Consider the following 15,743-nt stretch of genomic DNA (forward strand, 5'->3'; position numbering starts at 1 on the left):
TCCCCTCCTATTCATTTCTCAGTTCATGCCTTCTACTCCAATTTTGAATCATATTAATAAGGAGAAGGAAAAGGAGAGAAATAATAAGCATAACAGCCGCTACAGCTGTTGCCCCTGCATAATCATATTGTTCTAGTTTCGTCATAATCATCAGCGGTGCGATTTCTGTTTTCATCGGCATATTACCAGCGATGAAAACGACAGATCCATATTCCCCTAACGCCCGCGCAAAAGCGAGTGAAAAACCAGCAAGGAGAGCTGGAAATATTTCTGGTAAAATGATTTTCACAAATATTTGGAAGCGTGAGGCTCCTAAACTAGAAGCTGCTTCTTCTACTTCTTTATCAATACTTTGCAGCACTGGTTGCACCATTCGGACGACAAATGGTAAGCCGATAAACGTAAGTGCAACAATAATTCCGAGCGGGGTAAAAGCTACTTTTATATGAAACACACTAAATATTTTTCCGATCCAACCATTTTCCGCATAAAGCGTCGTCAGTGTAATACCAGCTACAGCAGTCGGAAGAGCGAATGGTAAATCAATTAGTCCGTCTAATAATCGTTTCCCTGGAAAGGTGTAGCGAACGAGCACCCATGCAATTAATAAACCGAAAATAGCATTTACAACCGCTGCTACAAGTGAAGTCGTTAAACTCACTTGATAGGAATGCAACACGCGCTCACTCGTTATAACTTGTGCGAACTTCTTCCAGCCTAGCTGCGAAGTTTGAATAAATACGATAGAAAGTGGTATAAGTACGAATAAACTCATATAGAGCATTGTAAATCCAAGAGATAACCCAAACCCTGGTAAAACACGCTTCTTCCTCATATTCTGTCACCTCATCCCCCCTTATTTTTGATAAATTTTATCGAATACGCCTCCGTCATTAAAATGCTTTTCTTGCGCTTTTTTCCAGCCACCAAACAGTTCATCTACTGTAAATAATTGAACTTTCGGAAATTGTGATGCGTACTTTTCCGCTACTTTTTCATTACGAGGGCGATAAAAGTTTTTCGCTGCAATTTCTTGCCCTTTTTCTGAATACAAATATTCAAGATACCCCTCAGCTACTTTTTTCGTTCCTTTTTTATCAACTACTTTATCTACAACAGCTACTGGTGGTTCTGCAAGTATACTAATCGAAGGCGTTACAATTTCGAATTTATCTTTTCCAAGTTCTTTTTGTGATAATAATGCTTCATTTTCCCAAGCAATTAACACATCACCAATTCCTTTTTCAACGAAAGTTGTCGTTGCCCCGCGTGCCCCTGAATCTAGTACTTCTACGTTTTTATAAATTTGACCGACAAACTCTTTCGCTTTATCTTCACTATTGTTATACTTCTTCAGTGCGTATCCCCACGCCCCTAAATAGTTCCAACGTGCTCCTCCAGATGTTTTTGGATTCGGTGTAATGACAGACACACCTTTTTTCGTTAAATCATCCCAATCTTTAATCCCTTTCGGATTTCCTTTTCGAACGAGAAATACAATTGTCGATGTGTAAGGCGTTGAATTATCTGCAAGTCTCTTCTGCCAATCTTCTGCTAACTGTTTTTTCTTACTAATTGCGTCAATATCATAAGCGAGTGCTAGCGTTACAACATCTGCTTCTAGCCCGTCAATAACAGAACGCGCCTGGCTTCCAGATCCGCCGTGTGATTGTTTTACATTTACTGTTTGCCCATGTTTCTCTTTCCAATACTTCGCAAAGTCTTTATTGAAATCTTGATATAACTCACGCGTTGGATCATATGAAACATTTAAAAGTTCGACTGTCTTCTTATCTGCACTTCCTTCAGAATTGTTAGTAGAGGTTGCCGAACCACACCCCGATAAAAGGACAACTGCTGATAATAAAACACCTGTACTTTTCATTAATGCTGTCTTACCCCACTGTTTCATATATAAAGCCCCCTTAGTTTGTACAATAGAAAAAGGCACACAATTCATTCACAAAAGTGAACGTTGTGCGCCTTCAGTTTCTCTGATTAGCTTCTATTGTATTCTATTTGATTTCTTTCCATTTTAATTCTGCAATTCGCATGTGTCAACTTGGAATTTATTTTTTATTACTTCGGAGCTTTATACAAATATCCTCAACAATTCACTTCATCTTTCGCAAGTTAAAACTACTCCTGCTGCTGTAACAAATGAATATATTAATACTCCTTCTACATGATAACCATTATCAATATGTAAGAAAATAAAAAACCATCTATTTTTATTTTCTACATAAGTACGCTTTCCGGTCATTTTTAAACAATAAATAATGTGCTGTATGAACTTTCCTCTCTAAATAATCGATTGAATACGTACTGGATGGATCTACTAAATCCCCGATTGCCCCTGAAAGATGATCAATTACTTGTTGCAATGTTTCTAAATTCTTCTTTTCACTCTCCGCATTCATTTCATCCATAATGTCACAAATCAAATATTGTACGTTCCGTAAGCGCAATTCCTTTTGTTCCATGCATATATCCCTCCGTATTAGTTATATTACGGTTTAAATATATAGGGTTATAGCTTAGTCAATTCTAAAAAACAAAAGATATCCCCCTATTTAGAGGGATACCTTTCTTTTTACACTTGCATCGCTTTCTCTCTCAATGCTCTTCTTAACAACTTACCCGTTGTATTCTTCGGCAGCTCTGTTAAAAACTCGATGCTCTTTGGTACTTTATATTTTGCTAAATGTAACGTGCAGTAATGCATTAGTTCCTCTTCTGTTACGTTCGTTTGCTTCAGAACGACGTAAGCTCGTACCGCTTCTCCTAAGTTTTCATCAGGAACGCCGATTACGACAACTTCAGCTACTGACTCGTGCGTATATAATACTTCCTCTACTTCACGAGGATATACGTTATAACCGCCAACTAAGACGATATCTTTTTTACGATCAACGATATAGAAGTAACCTTCTTCATCCATTTTCGCTAAGTCACCTGTATATAGCCAGCCATCTTTTAGTGTCGCTGCTGTATCTTCTGGAGCATTATAGTATCCTTTCATAACGTTAGGACCGCGAACAATTAATTCACCAACTGCGCCGACAGGTACTTCTTCACCAAGTTCATTCACAATTTTATTTTCGACATGCCAAATATTTGTGCCGATTGATCCTGGTTTACGAGGACGATCTAACGGATTGAAACAAGTAACTGGTGATGCTTCTGATAAACCGTATCCTTCTGAAACAATAACGTCAAAACGTTTTTCAAAGTTTTGCAGAAGGGCAACAGGCATTGACGCACCACCTGAAATACAGAGACGAAGTGTCTTCACGTCTTCCGCGCTTGCTTCTTCAAATAAATATAAGTAATTGTACATCGTCGGTACACCAGCAAAAATCGTCGGCTCATACGTACGACAAATACGGAATACTTCTTTCGGACTAAATTTCGGTAACATTAAAATGGTCGCTCCGTTCACAATCGGTGCATTTACCGCAACTGTTAAACAAAATACATGGAACATCGGTAGTGCCGCAACGACGCGATCATCGGCAGTAAATTGTAAATACGACGCCACATCGTTAGCGTTACTATATAAATTTTTATGCGTTAACATAGCACCTTTTGGCTTTCCAGTTGTACCTGAAGTGTATAAAATAACGGCTACATCTTCTTCGTCTAGTTCAGGACCTTCGTATTGTAAATCTCCAGCCCCCACAAAACTAGTAAACGTTTTCATTTTTTCGGTTTCTATATGGTTAAAATCTGATGAGGTTTCGCATATGATGATGTTTTCTAGTGAAGGAAGTCTTGTTGTAAGAGATTGTATAACAGGTAGAAGGACGTCGAGTACGATGATTGTTTTTACATCTCCATTTTGTAAAATATAATGCATTTCGTCTGCTGTATAAATTGGATTAACCGGTATGACAGTTGCTCCAGCTTTCATTGTTCCGTATAAACCGACCAAAAAATGTGGTGAATTCCCAACAACTAATGCGACATTGTCCCCTTTTCCAATGCCCATTTCTGCTAAATTGCCAGAAAACCTTGTGACCATTTTGTTTAATTGGTCATATGAGACCGACTGATCCATAAAAACATAAGCCGGTTTATCCCCCTTCTTTTTCGCCGTTTCAGCCAAAGATTGAACGAGATTCACATAAATCCCACCTTTATAAAATTTAGAATATTTAAAAATTCTAAATTAATTATATTAAAAGAAAATTAAAGTAGCAAGTGATATTCCATTAACTGAATATACAATAACTACTTTTCCCAGAACACTTTGGAAGGATAAGGGAATTATCTATACAAGAAAAGGGTGCAAGCATATAGTTACGCTATTGCTGAAATCATTTTAGGATAATATGCACTCACTTTTTCAGATATATCGACCGTAACTCAATTTTTATCAGCGATTTCTTAAATATATCGATTTACCGACAAAAGACGACAATCTATACAAAAAGAAAGAGGCTGTCTTTTATGACAGCCCCTTCACTTTTAGAAGAATAAATGTAAGAAATCTTCTGTTGTTATATTACCGAAATAGCGTGCGATATCTACACCTTCTAAAGCTACAGTAAATGCATCTTTATCAAATTGTATGCCTGTTAAACGTTCTTCAATATCATGAACATCTAGTGAGCCAAAGAAATCGCCGTAAATTTTACATTCTGTTACTGTTCCTTTTTTTACTTCAAGACGAACGTCAACTTGTCCAACTGGGAAACGGTGTGAATGTTGCAAGTTGAACTTCGGAGATTTTCCGTAGTTCCAATCCCAATTGCGATAACGCTCTTCAGAAATTTTATGAATTTCTTTCCAATCCGCTTCTGTTAATTCGTACGTTGGAATTTCTGTTTCACCTTCGAAAATTGTCTCTAATAGAAGTTGTCTAAACTCTTCTGTCGTCATTTTTTCGTTTAAGAACTCTGTAATATTCGCAACGCGGCTACGGATTGATTTAATTCCTTTTGATTGAATCTTATCCATCTTCACTTTTAGTGCTGATACGACGTGATCGATTTCAGAGTCAAATAATAGTGTACCGTGACTAAACATACGACCTTTCGTTGAGAACTGCGCGTTACCTGAAATTTTTCTGCCTTCAGCTAGAATGTCATTACGACCACTTAGCTCTGCATTTACACCTAATTTACCAAGCGCCTTCGTTACAGGTTCTGTGAATTTCTTGAAGTTGCTGAAACTATCTCCATCATCTTTCGTAATAAAGCTGAAGTTTAAGTTTCCTAAATCGTGATATACTGCACCTCCACCTGATAGACGACGAACGACGTGAATGCCTTTTTCTTTTACGTAATCAGCATTAATTTCTTCCACCGTATTTTGATTTTTACCAATGATAATGGAAGGTTCGTTAATATAGAACAGTAAATATGTTTCGTTAATATCTAAATTCTTCACACAATATTCTTCAATAGCTAAATTTATAGTAGGATCTGTAATCCCTTTATTATCAATAAATAACATCGTATCACCTCATGAATTCCAAACGTAACCACTATGTGCAAGCGTAATGTGGCCACTGAAAATTTGTTTTGCTTCTGTTACTAAATCAGATGGATTGCCAGTATGCGGCAAGTGCGTTAATAAAAGTTCTTTTACATTCGCATCTTTTGCAATACTTGCTACTTCTGTACTATTCATATGCCCTGCTTTCGCAGCTTCTTGATGTGCATACATATTACACTCACAAATGAAAAGATCAGCATCTTTTGTGAACGGAATAAATTCAGGAATATAACTTGAATCAGCGCTGTATACAACGACACCATCGCCAGCTGTAATACGCATCGCAAAGCATGTAACAGGATGAACAGTTTTTAAGAATGAAATGGAGAATGGTCCAATTTGAAGTGTTTCTTCTGGATTGTATGCGATTCCTTTCGTATGCGGTGCATGCGTTAAAGAATTAAATCCATTCTCATCAAACGGATGACCGTAAATTGGTAATTCCGGTAGTTGTCCTTTCGTTGCACTCGTAATTAATCTCGCATATTGCAACACCCCAATGTCTGCAACATGATCGTGATGATAGTGCGACAGTACAACTGCATCTATATCAGATGGTGTTATATATTTTTGAAGCTGTGCTAGTACACCACTACCACAGTCAACGAGTAAACGAAAACCATCGTGTTCAAACAAATACCCCGACGTTGCTTCTCCCGCTTCTGGGAAGCCGCCCCAAAAGCCGACAACAGTCATTTTCATATGTATCCATCCTTTCTAAAACCGAGTAGCAATGCAGTTTTTCTCCGTACTTGAGAAAGTTTTTTACTTACACCCTACATTGTTAACTATAATCCATTTCCTAAACTTTTTCATTAATTTTCAATTTTGTTATAAAACAGTTATTGACTTTTGTTTTTTGTACTAATACAATGATAGTAAGAAATGGAAATGGAGGGATTGACATGATCGATCAACCAATGGAGTTTTTCAGAAATTTACCGACGAAAACTTGTGCTCATTGCGGGAAGGAAATTGATGAGCAACACGAAGCATACCATAACAAATGTGACGATTGCGTTCACGAAGAATAGTAGTTTGTGAACATAAAAAAACCTAGCAGACATAGTCTACTAGGCTAATAACATCTTATCCTTCATCGTTGAACCTTTCACCAAGAGCTCCAGTTCAAACTCATACAATTCTTTTTTTCGATAATTTTTCGTATGGATTTTATCCATCATTAAGTCGACAACTTTTCGGGCCATTTCATCAATTGGCTGTTCAATTGTCGTAATACCTGGCTCTGTAATCTGCGCTAAAATTTGATTATCAAAACCGATAACAGCGAGATCCTCTGGAATGCTCCAGTTATGGCGTTTCGCCTCTGAGATAATTCCAGCTGCAACCTCGTCGCCTCCTGCCAAAATCGCGGTAGGATTTTTTTTGTCCTTTAATACTTCATGGAATATTCTTTTTCCATCATCCCAAGAGAAAGCGTTTTCAAGAAAATCGATTGCTTCCACTTCTCTACTCTTTTCAGTAATAGCGCGTAAAAAGCCCATTTTTCGCTGTTGGCTCACTACTTTCGTTTCGTTACCACGGCAAAAAATAAGATTACGATATCCTTGTTCTAACACATGATTGGCAGCTATGTATGCTCCTTGCGCATGATCAAATTTCACTGTTGGAACATTTGCTTCCTCAATATATTCATTACATAACACGATTGGACCGTGTTGTAAGTATGGCTCTACATCCTCCCACGGATTTTCTAGTGAACATAGAATAATCCCATCTACTTGTTTCGTAGATAATAATTGTAAATACTCCATCTCTTTTTCTGGTAAATATCTTGTTTGACAAATAATCAGTTTATATTTATGTTCAGAAGCAGCAATCTCGATTGCTTCAATAAATCTACTAAAAAAAGGATTTGTAATCCTTGGAACAAGCACCGCAATTGTTTCTGTTTTTTGTTTACGAAGCCTTCTCGCCGCAGAATTAGGAACGAAGCCTAAATGCTTCATCGCTAATTGAACCCTTTTTTTCTTCTCATCTGAAACATATGGATGATTATTAATCACCCTAGAAACCGTTGTCCTTGATAACCCCGCTAATTTCGCCACGTCCTCGATAGTCGACACGAAATTTTCCCCCTTTGCATGAAAACGTTTTCTTATTTTGATTATATAGTATATTATTGGAAACTGCAATACAGGTTCTTATGATTTTACTATATTAATATTATACATAGGAAAAAGTCTGTTAATTGCAGAAAGATATATACTACTTTTAGAATTTCACAGTACGAATATTTATAAAATAAAGGATGATATTTCATGAATCGGACGGATCGTTTATTAGCTATATTAATTGAATTACAAAGAAAACAAACTGTTACAGCACATAGCTTAGCCGAAAAATTTGAGACAAGTAAAAGAACAATTTATCGAGATATGGACGCACTCAGTGAATCCGGTGTTCCTATTTTTTCAATGCCTGGTCACGGCTATTCCTTAATGGATGGTTATTTCTTGCCACCCATTCGGCTTACGTCCGAAGAAGCCGTTACTCTTTTATTAGGCGTTGATTATATTGAGAAAACTTTCACTTCTTCTTTTTCTATGCATGCGCAATCAGCAAAAGAAAAACTTGAGGTTGTCCTCCCCACTGATCAACAAAAGAAAATTGAAGAGCTGCGAGGAACTTTCCGTTTCCTTTCTCCTATATTTTCACATCAGCAACCTGAGCGAGAAAAATTAGAAAACCTACTTTTCTTATTGCAAGAATCTATTCAGAAAGAGCAAGCTATCTCTTTTTCGTATCTTAAGCCGCGTGAAACTACGAAAATAAAACGAACTGTTCATCCTTATGGCTTAGTCAATATTTCAGGAATTTGGTACATCGTTGCTCATTGTTTACTTCGAAAACAAATACGTAATTTTCGTTTAGATCGTATGGATGAATTGCAACAAGAACAAGCATTCTTTACAAAGCCTGAGAACTTTTCTTTACAAGACTATCAACCTGAAAACAATCGAACTGTTACGATCCATTTATTATTCCCACCCCATATTGCACATAAAATTATTGAATCACGATACTTTTTTATAGATTCATACGAACATCAAGATAATGGTTTTCATGTCTTTTTGAAATCAAGAAATATAGATGAAGTCTTTCAATGGATATTAAGCTGGGGGAGCCAAGTGCAAGTACTAGAGCCAAAAATTCTTTCTGAAAAAATACGTGATGAAGCAAAAAAAATGTTAAAACTTTAATTTTTTTATTTTACTACTGACATAATGTTGTCAGCATCCCTCCTTTATAGTAGGTATTAACAAATACATTTTTATAAAAAGGAGCTAACAATATGAACAGATTTGAGGATTTAGCAACGTATTACATAGGGGAATTAGAAAAGTACTCTCTCGAACAATTTAGAATGAAACCTTCTACAGAAGAATGGTCTCTGGGTCAAATGTATAATCATTTGCTTTCGGCCACATATATGCAGTTAGATGCAATCGTGAAATGTAAAACTGAAACGCCATCTGTAACTAACAAAAAAACGGATATGGGTGAAAAAGTATATATAATGGGAGCTTTCCCTGACATACAAATAAAAGTACCAGATCATCCGAGATATACACCCGAAAATCCAACTAACAAAGAGGAAGTACAAGAACGTTTTCTGGAATTAATTACTGTTGTTAAAAACATTGAGCCAACACTTACTTCTATTCCAAATGATTGTAAAGTAGAGCACCCCGGGCTTGGTTACTTAAATGCGACAGAATGGTTCCAGCTTATTTCTATGCATTTTGCACATCATCTTCGTCAGAAAGAAAGATTGGAGACAAAAGTTTTAGTGTGAAAAATTATAAAGTGAAACTTTAATCAGTGGGGGGTTTTGTTCATCCCCCACTGATTATCAGCCTTCACCAATCGGGCTTTTACGGGCAGTTGATCTCCCACCTAACTTCTTTGCTCCAGCCGAATTTTGAGGTGGGAGTCTTACTGCCCACAAATAGCGGGATAAAAGGTGGTTTGTCCATACCCAAACCACCTTTTTCATACAAGCTTATAATTATACTTCCCACATATCCTTACGGTTTAGATATTTCCTGCATCAATCCAGCCATGCTCGCTAATAAACTAGTGAAAACGAAAAGTACAAGAATAAGAGGAATCAGTTTGTCTTTATTTAAATTAGTTATCGTTTTTAAACCTATTCCCAATAAAACGTAATACCAAATATTAAATATATCTATTCTTTGAGCGATTGTATGTAAAATCATATTATCTGTTGCTATTGCACCTAAACCTGTATAAGATATCTCATATCCACTTAGAAAAAATGCAATTAATCCGTTTAAAATCATCCCTAATCTTAATATAAACGAAGCATAAATAATTATCGGGAATATTTCTTTATAGTTAATATCAACTCCAAAGAAAATCATAATGTTCTTATAGAATATAGGTGCAAAAAGTATAGCTACGATTCCGCTGACTGCTGAAATTCCAAATGTAGTAAAGAAAGTTATGTATTTTGGAACAGTAAATCCCGTTTTATCATGAAACGCACTAAGTGCAGGATTATTTAAAGAATTCCAAGACATTAAGGCACTTGAAATTATAATAAGTACAATTAAAAGAGCTAATGGGAAGAATATATTTCTTTGATTCTTCATCCTTTTGAATTGCAGTGTTGGCGAAGTGAATATCCCAAAAATCGATGGTTTTCCCGAAATCTCTTCATGCATAAGACTACTAGCTTGCAAGAAAATTCCCCTTCCTCATTACATTTATAACTCTTCCCACTTCGTCCACACTTCTCTCTCATTTACACGATACATATTATCCTCGCGATCCATAAACCCATGCACGATAAACTCTCGTCTAATTGTACAAAAATCTTCATGATATTGTTTAATGAATGTATTAATTTCTTTCTCTGTATATTGATTCTCTGTATTTAATTTACTAACTAAATGCTCTAATAGTACTAACTTTTTCTTTTTTTGACCTGGAATCGATTTTAAGCGATCCTCTTTATCAAAAAAGTTACGAATGGTCGTATCTCGAAATTTCATTTCGCTTTCGGTCATTTTGTTACCCTCCATCAGTTTTTATATAATAAAATTTTACTATTTTTCTTTACCGTCTTTCTTTATTCTTTCACTTAAAATATCAATAAAGCAATATCCACTAATTAACACATAGTAGAATGCAAGCATTCCAAATATATCTTTCATACTTATATATTCTTTTTTATGAAACAAGATCGGAGATAGTGTATAAACTAAGAAGCAGACTAGCGAATATATGATGAAATAGAAGTGAGATTTTTGTCTCCTACTATCAACTCACCTGTAATATGATTCTATTCAAATTGTTGTGATTCCTTTCTTTCGTTTAGTCTACACATAAAATATAGTAAAATTAAGGAAAAGATATTCTTTGGAAAGTAATAACAATGCTGCGTAATATTCAAAAGATCATACACCAAATATGCAATGTTGCATATTTGGTGTATGGTCTTTCTTGCTATAATAATATCCATATAGATTGTATTTTAAATAAAAAAGGATTATATGCAATGAATCAAATTTTAGAGGATGTAAAACAATTATTACATCATGAAGAAAACATTTTATCCACTTTAAGATGTTCACTTACTGGCTATATTATTACGCATAATGTCCCTCGTTCCGGATTGTTACTTGCCACTAATAGGAGGGTTATTTTTTATGGACAATCATTCAAATATTGTAAAAATGCATTGATTGCGGAATTTGAATATAAAAAAATTCTATCCATAGAGACGAAAAAAACATTCTTTGATAAAAAACTAATATTTTACTATGAAGACGAATATATAACGGTGGGACAAATTTCAAGCTCGAATATTGAAGGGTTTTTAAATGTAATACAGAGAAAAAGAATTCAATAAAGTGAGACTTTAATCGGTGGGGGTTCATTCATCCCCCACTGATTATTAGCCCACACCAATCGGGCTTTTACGGAATAAAATACTGTTCAGCTAAAAGAGAAGTACAGTTCACCTTTCTTACAACTGTATTTCTTTTTCATTTTTACTCCTCTCATCCACACTTCTCTTAATTTACTTATCACTCTTATGTCTGTAACCTATTATTCAAATTGAAAAATTCCATATGGAAAATTATGTTATAATTAACTTATACATATTTTGGAGGGGAAATAGTGAAAAAAGCTATTATAGTATTAAGCATCCTATATCTTATTTTAACTGTACATACGGGAGCTGTTCTGTTAGGAAAAGAGGATTATAGAGGTGCTATCAATACATTAAAGGAAACGAAGGAAGTCTCTTCCTTTCAATCTGCAAAAGACGGTGTGATCTTATTAAAAGGAACATTAACTACTACACAACCTATTACAGAGGAAAAACTTCAAAATAAAGAATTCGCACTTCTTGAAATTAATACATATAAACGACGAAAGGCAAATTGGAAAAACATTGATACCGAGCAGCATATTGCAAAGCAGCTCTTACTAAACAATGAAGCTCTTCCTGCATTAAAAGAAATCCGCTTCTCAATGGAACCAATTACACTGTCAGGCAAAGATATTTCCGCCGAAGACTACACACTAAAAAAAGATGATACTCAATTAACAATTAAAGGTAAAGGATACCGATACACAGGAATAGAAAACAAATCAGACACTCTTATTTTTGGTATAAAAAAAGGAGATACACTTGAAGGTTATAGTGGCTCTGAAATTCTAATAGGAAAAACAAAAGAGGACATTGCCAGCAACATGAAACTATATACTTTTGCTGAAAGATATGGCCCATTTATTTGGATTGTAGCTACAATTATTCTTATAAGTATTGTTATATACTTGTTCCGTAAAAATAGAAAAACAAATGAACTTTCTCAACCAATAAAACAAGACCAATAAAAAAAGCACCATTTCGGTGCCTTTTTTATTTTCCTTATTTAAGCTTCAACCGATTGATTTTCAGCAATATTTCTAAATTGTCGTTTATGCATCCAAGTTAACGAAGCGATTGTACCGAGTGATAATAAAACGATAAAGATCATTAATATCCCTATATTTTGCCACATGAAGTTAAAATCTCCGCTCGATACTACTGCTTTAAAGCCTGATACAGAGTATGTCATCGGTAACCAGGCATTAAAGTGTTGTAAAAACTTCGGAATTAATTCTAGTGGGAATGTTCCAGCACTTGTTGTAAGCTGCATAATTAATGTTAAGATAGCGATGAAACGCCCTGCGTCACCAAACGCTGTTACTAAACATTGAATTAATGAAATAAATGCTAAACTCGTAACAATACTAAAGAGTATGAAGTATGGAATACTTTGTACTTCTACACCTAATCCGAAAAGTAATATAAAATCTGCCATTAAAGCTTGAATAATCCCTACCGATAGTAAAACCCCAAACTTACTAATAAACCAGCTAAATCCTGATTTCGGAACGCCTACTGTATCACGTAATGGATATACGATAGATAATAGTAGTGCCCCAACGAATAAACCGAGCGATAAGAAGTACGGTGTAAATCCTGTTCCGTAGTTTGGTACTTCCGCCATTTTCTCTGTCTTCACTTTTACTGGGCTTGCAAACATATCATACGTTTTATCCGTTCCTTTTACTTCACCTGTTTTTTCTGCCCCTTCACCAAGTTTCTCAGCAAGTTCACCTGAACCGTCGTTTACTTTTACGAGTCCATCTGTCACTTTTCCTGAACCGTCTGCTAATTGATTTACTCCGTCGATTAGTTGGGTTGAGCCAGTTGATAATGTGCCTAAGCCTGTTGTTACTTGGCCGGAGCCATTTGCTAACTTGCTTACCCCACCAACTAATTGGCCTGTTCCTCCTGATAATGTGCCTAAGCCTGTTGTTACTTGGTCGGAACCGTTTGCTAACTTATTTACTCCATCGACTAATTGGTTTGTTCCTCCTGATAATGTGCCTAAGCCTGCTGTTACTTTGCCGGAGCCTTCTGTGACCTGACTAGATCCCCCCGCTAACTGATTTATCCCCCCTGCCATTTGATTGGTGCCGATAGATAATTCACCTAAGCCACCATTTAGTTTTCCTAAACCACTTGTCACTTTTCCAGAGCCATCTGCTAATTGATTTACACCTGTAATTAATTGATTTGATCCTGTAGATAATTCACCTAAACCACCACTTAGCTTACCTGCTCCATTTTTCAATTCATTAACTCCACTTACAAGCTTCGGCCCATTTTCAGCCAATTTGCTAACTCCATCATTTAATTCTTTACTTCCTTGTGCTACATTATTTGCTCCAAGTTTTGCTACCCCTAACCCTTGACCAAATCCTTGGAAATTTGCAAGAAATTTATTTTGCTCTTTTGCTAATTTTTCGATACCAGCTACTAAACCATTTAGGTTTTCTGGAGTTGATACCTTTATTTGTGCACCCTCTCTCTCTTCATTCATTACACTTTTTAACTGTGATACATTTTTATTTGCTGTATTTGTTGTACCGACAAATTCTGATGATTTCTTTTGAACTGCATCTGTGCTTTTCTTAACATTTGCTATAAATGGTTCTAACTTCTCTTGATATTCTTGTGGTAGACTTGCAATTTGTTCTTTCAAAGCTGCAACATCTTTTGTTGTTTGATTTGCATTCTCTGCATTAGATAGAGAATCTTCTTTTAGTTGTCCAACGCTTGCCACTGTTTTATTTATCTCTGTATTTACTTGTTGTACTGTATTAGACGATTTCTGTTCATTTGATTGATTAGTTACAACACTTTGTACTTGATTGTTTAAATCTTGCAAACCTTGCTGAATTTTTTGCGCCCCTTCTTCTAGTTGATCTTTTGCACCATCTAGTTTCTCTAGACCACTTGAAAGTTCGCCTGTACCTTTTTGTAATTTGTTAGAGCCTGCAGAAGCACTTTTCAAGCCATTATTTAATTCAATAGATTTATCCTCTAAATCTTTTAAACCACCATACAATTGACCTGAGCCATCAGAAAGATTTCCTATCCCTTTTTGTAACTCACCCGATTTATTAACTAGCAAATTTAAACCACTATTAACTTGACTAGAACCACCGTAAAGCTGTCCTGCTCCATTTAATAGCTCAGTAATTCCAATCTTCATTTCTCCTGTTTTACCGTTTAACATATTTAAGCCCTCGGTTACTTTACTTGAACCATCTGTTACCTGATCAGATCCATCTAACAATTTATTAATACCTGTTGTCATCTCTCCTGACTTCCCTTGCAACGTATACAAACCATCTGTTACCTGACCAGATCCATCTAACAATTTATTAATACCAGCTGTCATTTCCCCTGACTTTCCTTGCAACGTATCAAGACCGTCAGTTACTTTTCCAGAGCCCTCTAACAACTGACCAACTCCATCCTTCATCTCCCCAGACTTCCCTAGCAGCGTATGAAGTCCATCCGTCACTTTACTTGAACCGTCATGCAATTCACTAGCTCCGTCATGTAATTTATTTGCTCCCTCCGCCCCATCTGCTAATCCTTTTGAAACATCTTTTATGGAATCAAACATTTTCTCTGCATATGTTTTCGTTAACGTACTTGATACTTCACCTTTAATTTTTTCGATTGCTGTCCCGCCAATTTGCGAAGACAAGAAGTTTAAACTTTCATTTGGAATATATTCTAAGTTTAATGGTTTCGGATCGTCCTTTAATAACGTTGTAGCATTGCTAGAGAAGTTATCAGGAATACGTACTAACATGTAATACTTCCTGTTTTCCATTCCTTCTTTCGCTTCTTTTTCACTTACAAATTCCCATTTAAAACTTTTATTATCTTTTAAGTTATCAACGAGCCCTTTCCCAACTTCAATTGGTTTCCCATCAAATACTGCACCTTTATCTAAATTGACTACCGCGACCGGTAAATCTCCTAACTGTTCATACGGATCCCAAAAAGCCCATAAAAACATACCCGCATATAAAATCGGCACAAATAAAACCGCAATAATTGGGATTAATATTTTTTTGCTTTTTATAATCTCTGCAAATTCTTTACTAAGCAACTTATACCCTCTCATAATTTCTCCCCCTTTTCAAAATGACCAAAATCTTAATTTGGTCATTTTCACGCAAACAAAAAGGCTATATTCTGTTCATACATATGCCTTATCCCCGAATTTATACTATGCACATTTTCATCTACTCAATTATTGTACTTAACTTCCCACCTCCAAAAACCATTGACCATTTTGTTCAATTGGTCATTTTTTTATAATATT

At 35.7% G+C, this 15,743-nt stretch carries 16 protein-coding genes; 5 read left to right on the forward strand and 11 right to left on the reverse strand.

Going from position 1 to position 15,743, the window contains the following annotated elements; all coding sequences use genetic code 11:
• Positions 1–7: 7 nt before the first annotated feature.
• The 6 genes from cysT to ACTFQM_RS09940 all read right to left on the reverse strand — a co-directional run bounded on the left by cysT (position 8) and on the right by ACTFQM_RS09940 (position 6,204).
• A complete protein-coding gene (cysT, locus tag ACTFQM_RS09915; RefSeq protein WP_327908342.1) occupies positions 8–835 on the reverse strand; it encodes a sulfate ABC transporter permease subunit CysT in 828 nt (275 codons plus the stop codon).
• Positions 836–856: 21 nt separating this feature from the next.
• Positions 857–1,912, reverse strand: a complete 1,056-nt coding sequence (locus ACTFQM_RS09920; RefSeq protein ID WP_327908343.1) for a sulfate ABC transporter substrate-binding protein — start codon at positions 1,910–1,912, stop codon at positions 857–859.
• A gap of 319 nt (positions 1,913–2,231) precedes the next feature.
• Positions 2,232–2,483 carry a hypothetical protein gene (locus ACTFQM_RS09925; protein ID WP_193411708.1) on the reverse strand — a complete coding sequence of 84 codons (252 nt, stop codon included), beginning with the start codon at positions 2,481–2,483 and terminating at the stop codon, positions 2,232–2,234.
• A 110-nt stretch (positions 2,484–2,593) separates the two neighbouring features.
• The gene (locus ACTFQM_RS09930; protein WP_440034180.1) at positions 2,594–4,126 is read right to left on the reverse strand and encodes a fatty acid--CoA ligase family protein; all 1,533 of its coding nucleotides are present in this window, start codon (positions 4,124–4,126) and stop codon (positions 2,594–2,596) included.
• 344 nt (positions 4,127–4,470) lie between these two features.
• On the reverse strand, positions 4,471–5,460 hold the full coding sequence (locus ACTFQM_RS09935) for a lipoate--protein ligase (protein WP_327908345.1): 990 nt from the start codon (positions 5,458–5,460) through the stop codon (positions 4,471–4,473).
• A gap of 9 nt (positions 5,461–5,469) precedes the next feature.
• A complete protein-coding gene (locus ACTFQM_RS09940; RefSeq protein ID WP_327901541.1) occupies positions 5,470–6,204 on the reverse strand; it encodes an MBL fold metallo-hydrolase in 735 nt (244 codons plus the stop codon).
• Between the two features lie 203 nt (positions 6,205–6,407).
• Here ACTFQM_RS09940 and yhfH point away from each other — a divergent pair, with 203 nt between their 5' ends.
• Positions 6,408–6,536 (forward strand): protein YhfH, encoded by a 129-nt coding sequence (gene yhfH, locus ACTFQM_RS09945; RefSeq protein ID WP_000567010.1) that lies wholly within the window; start codon positions 6,408–6,410, stop codon positions 6,534–6,536.
• Positions 6,537–6,575: 39 nt separating this feature from the next.
• On the opposite strand, the gene ACTFQM_RS09950 is transcribed toward yhfH, so the two are convergent.
• Entirely contained in the window at positions 6,576–7,589 is a 1,014-nt protein-coding gene (locus ACTFQM_RS09950; protein WP_002170743.1) for a LacI family DNA-binding transcriptional regulator, read from the reverse strand.
• A gap of 195 nt (positions 7,590–7,784) precedes the next feature.
• On the opposite strand from ACTFQM_RS09950, the gene ACTFQM_RS09955 reads away from it, so the two are divergent.
• Entirely contained in the window at positions 7,785–8,726 is a 942-nt protein-coding gene (locus ACTFQM_RS09955; protein ID WP_440034181.1) for a helix-turn-helix transcriptional regulator, read from the forward strand.
• A gap of 92 nt (positions 8,727–8,818) precedes the next feature.
• Positions 8,819–9,322: a DinB family protein gene (locus tag ACTFQM_RS09960; RefSeq protein WP_440034182.1), complete on the forward strand. Its 504-nt coding sequence runs from the start codon at positions 8,819–8,821 to the stop codon at positions 9,320–9,322.
• A 232-nt stretch (positions 9,323–9,554) separates the two neighbouring features.
• Here ACTFQM_RS09960 and ACTFQM_RS09965 read toward each other — a convergent pair whose 3' ends face one another.
• The 3 genes from ACTFQM_RS09965 to ACTFQM_RS09975 are packed head-to-tail and all read right to left on the reverse strand — an operon-like array spanning position 9,555 to position 10,781.
• Positions 9,555–10,232, reverse strand: coding sequence for a Yip1 family protein (locus ACTFQM_RS09965; protein WP_440034183.1), 678 nt, complete (start codon positions 10,230–10,232; stop codon positions 9,555–9,557).
• A gap of 24 nt (positions 10,233–10,256) precedes the next feature.
• On the reverse strand, positions 10,257–10,559 hold the full coding sequence (locus tag ACTFQM_RS09970) for a DUF2087 domain-containing protein (RefSeq protein WP_440034184.1): 303 nt from the start codon (positions 10,557–10,559) through the stop codon (positions 10,257–10,259).
• Positions 10,560–10,598: 39 nt separating this feature from the next.
• The gene (locus ACTFQM_RS09975) at positions 10,599–10,781 is read right to left on the reverse strand and encodes a hypothetical protein (protein WP_440034409.1); all 183 of its coding nucleotides are present in this window, start codon (positions 10,779–10,781) and stop codon (positions 10,599–10,601) included.
• A gap of 269 nt (positions 10,782–11,050) precedes the next feature.
• Between ACTFQM_RS09975 and ACTFQM_RS09980 the strand changes: the two genes are divergently transcribed.
• Entirely contained in the window at positions 11,051–11,404 is a 354-nt protein-coding gene (locus ACTFQM_RS09980) for a PH domain-containing protein (RefSeq protein ID WP_440034185.1), read from the forward strand.
• A 272-nt stretch (positions 11,405–11,676) separates the two neighbouring features.
• Positions 11,677–12,399, forward strand: coding sequence for a hypothetical protein (locus ACTFQM_RS09985; RefSeq protein WP_002170734.1), 723 nt, complete (start codon positions 11,677–11,679; stop codon positions 12,397–12,399).
• 38 nt (positions 12,400–12,437) lie between these two features.
• Here the strand turns inward: ACTFQM_RS09985 and ACTFQM_RS09990 are convergent, their stop codons facing one another.
• A complete protein-coding gene (locus ACTFQM_RS09990; protein ID WP_440034186.1) occupies positions 12,438–15,542 on the reverse strand; it encodes a YhgE/Pip family protein in 3,105 nt (1,034 codons plus the stop codon).
• Between the last annotated feature and the right edge of the window lie 201 nt (positions 15,543–15,743).

The organism is Bacillus cereus group sp. MYBK30-2 (assembly GCF_051915945.1).
GTDB classification, from domain to species: Bacteria; Bacillota; Bacilli; order Bacillales; family Bacillaceae_G; genus Bacillus_A; species Bacillus_A paramycoides.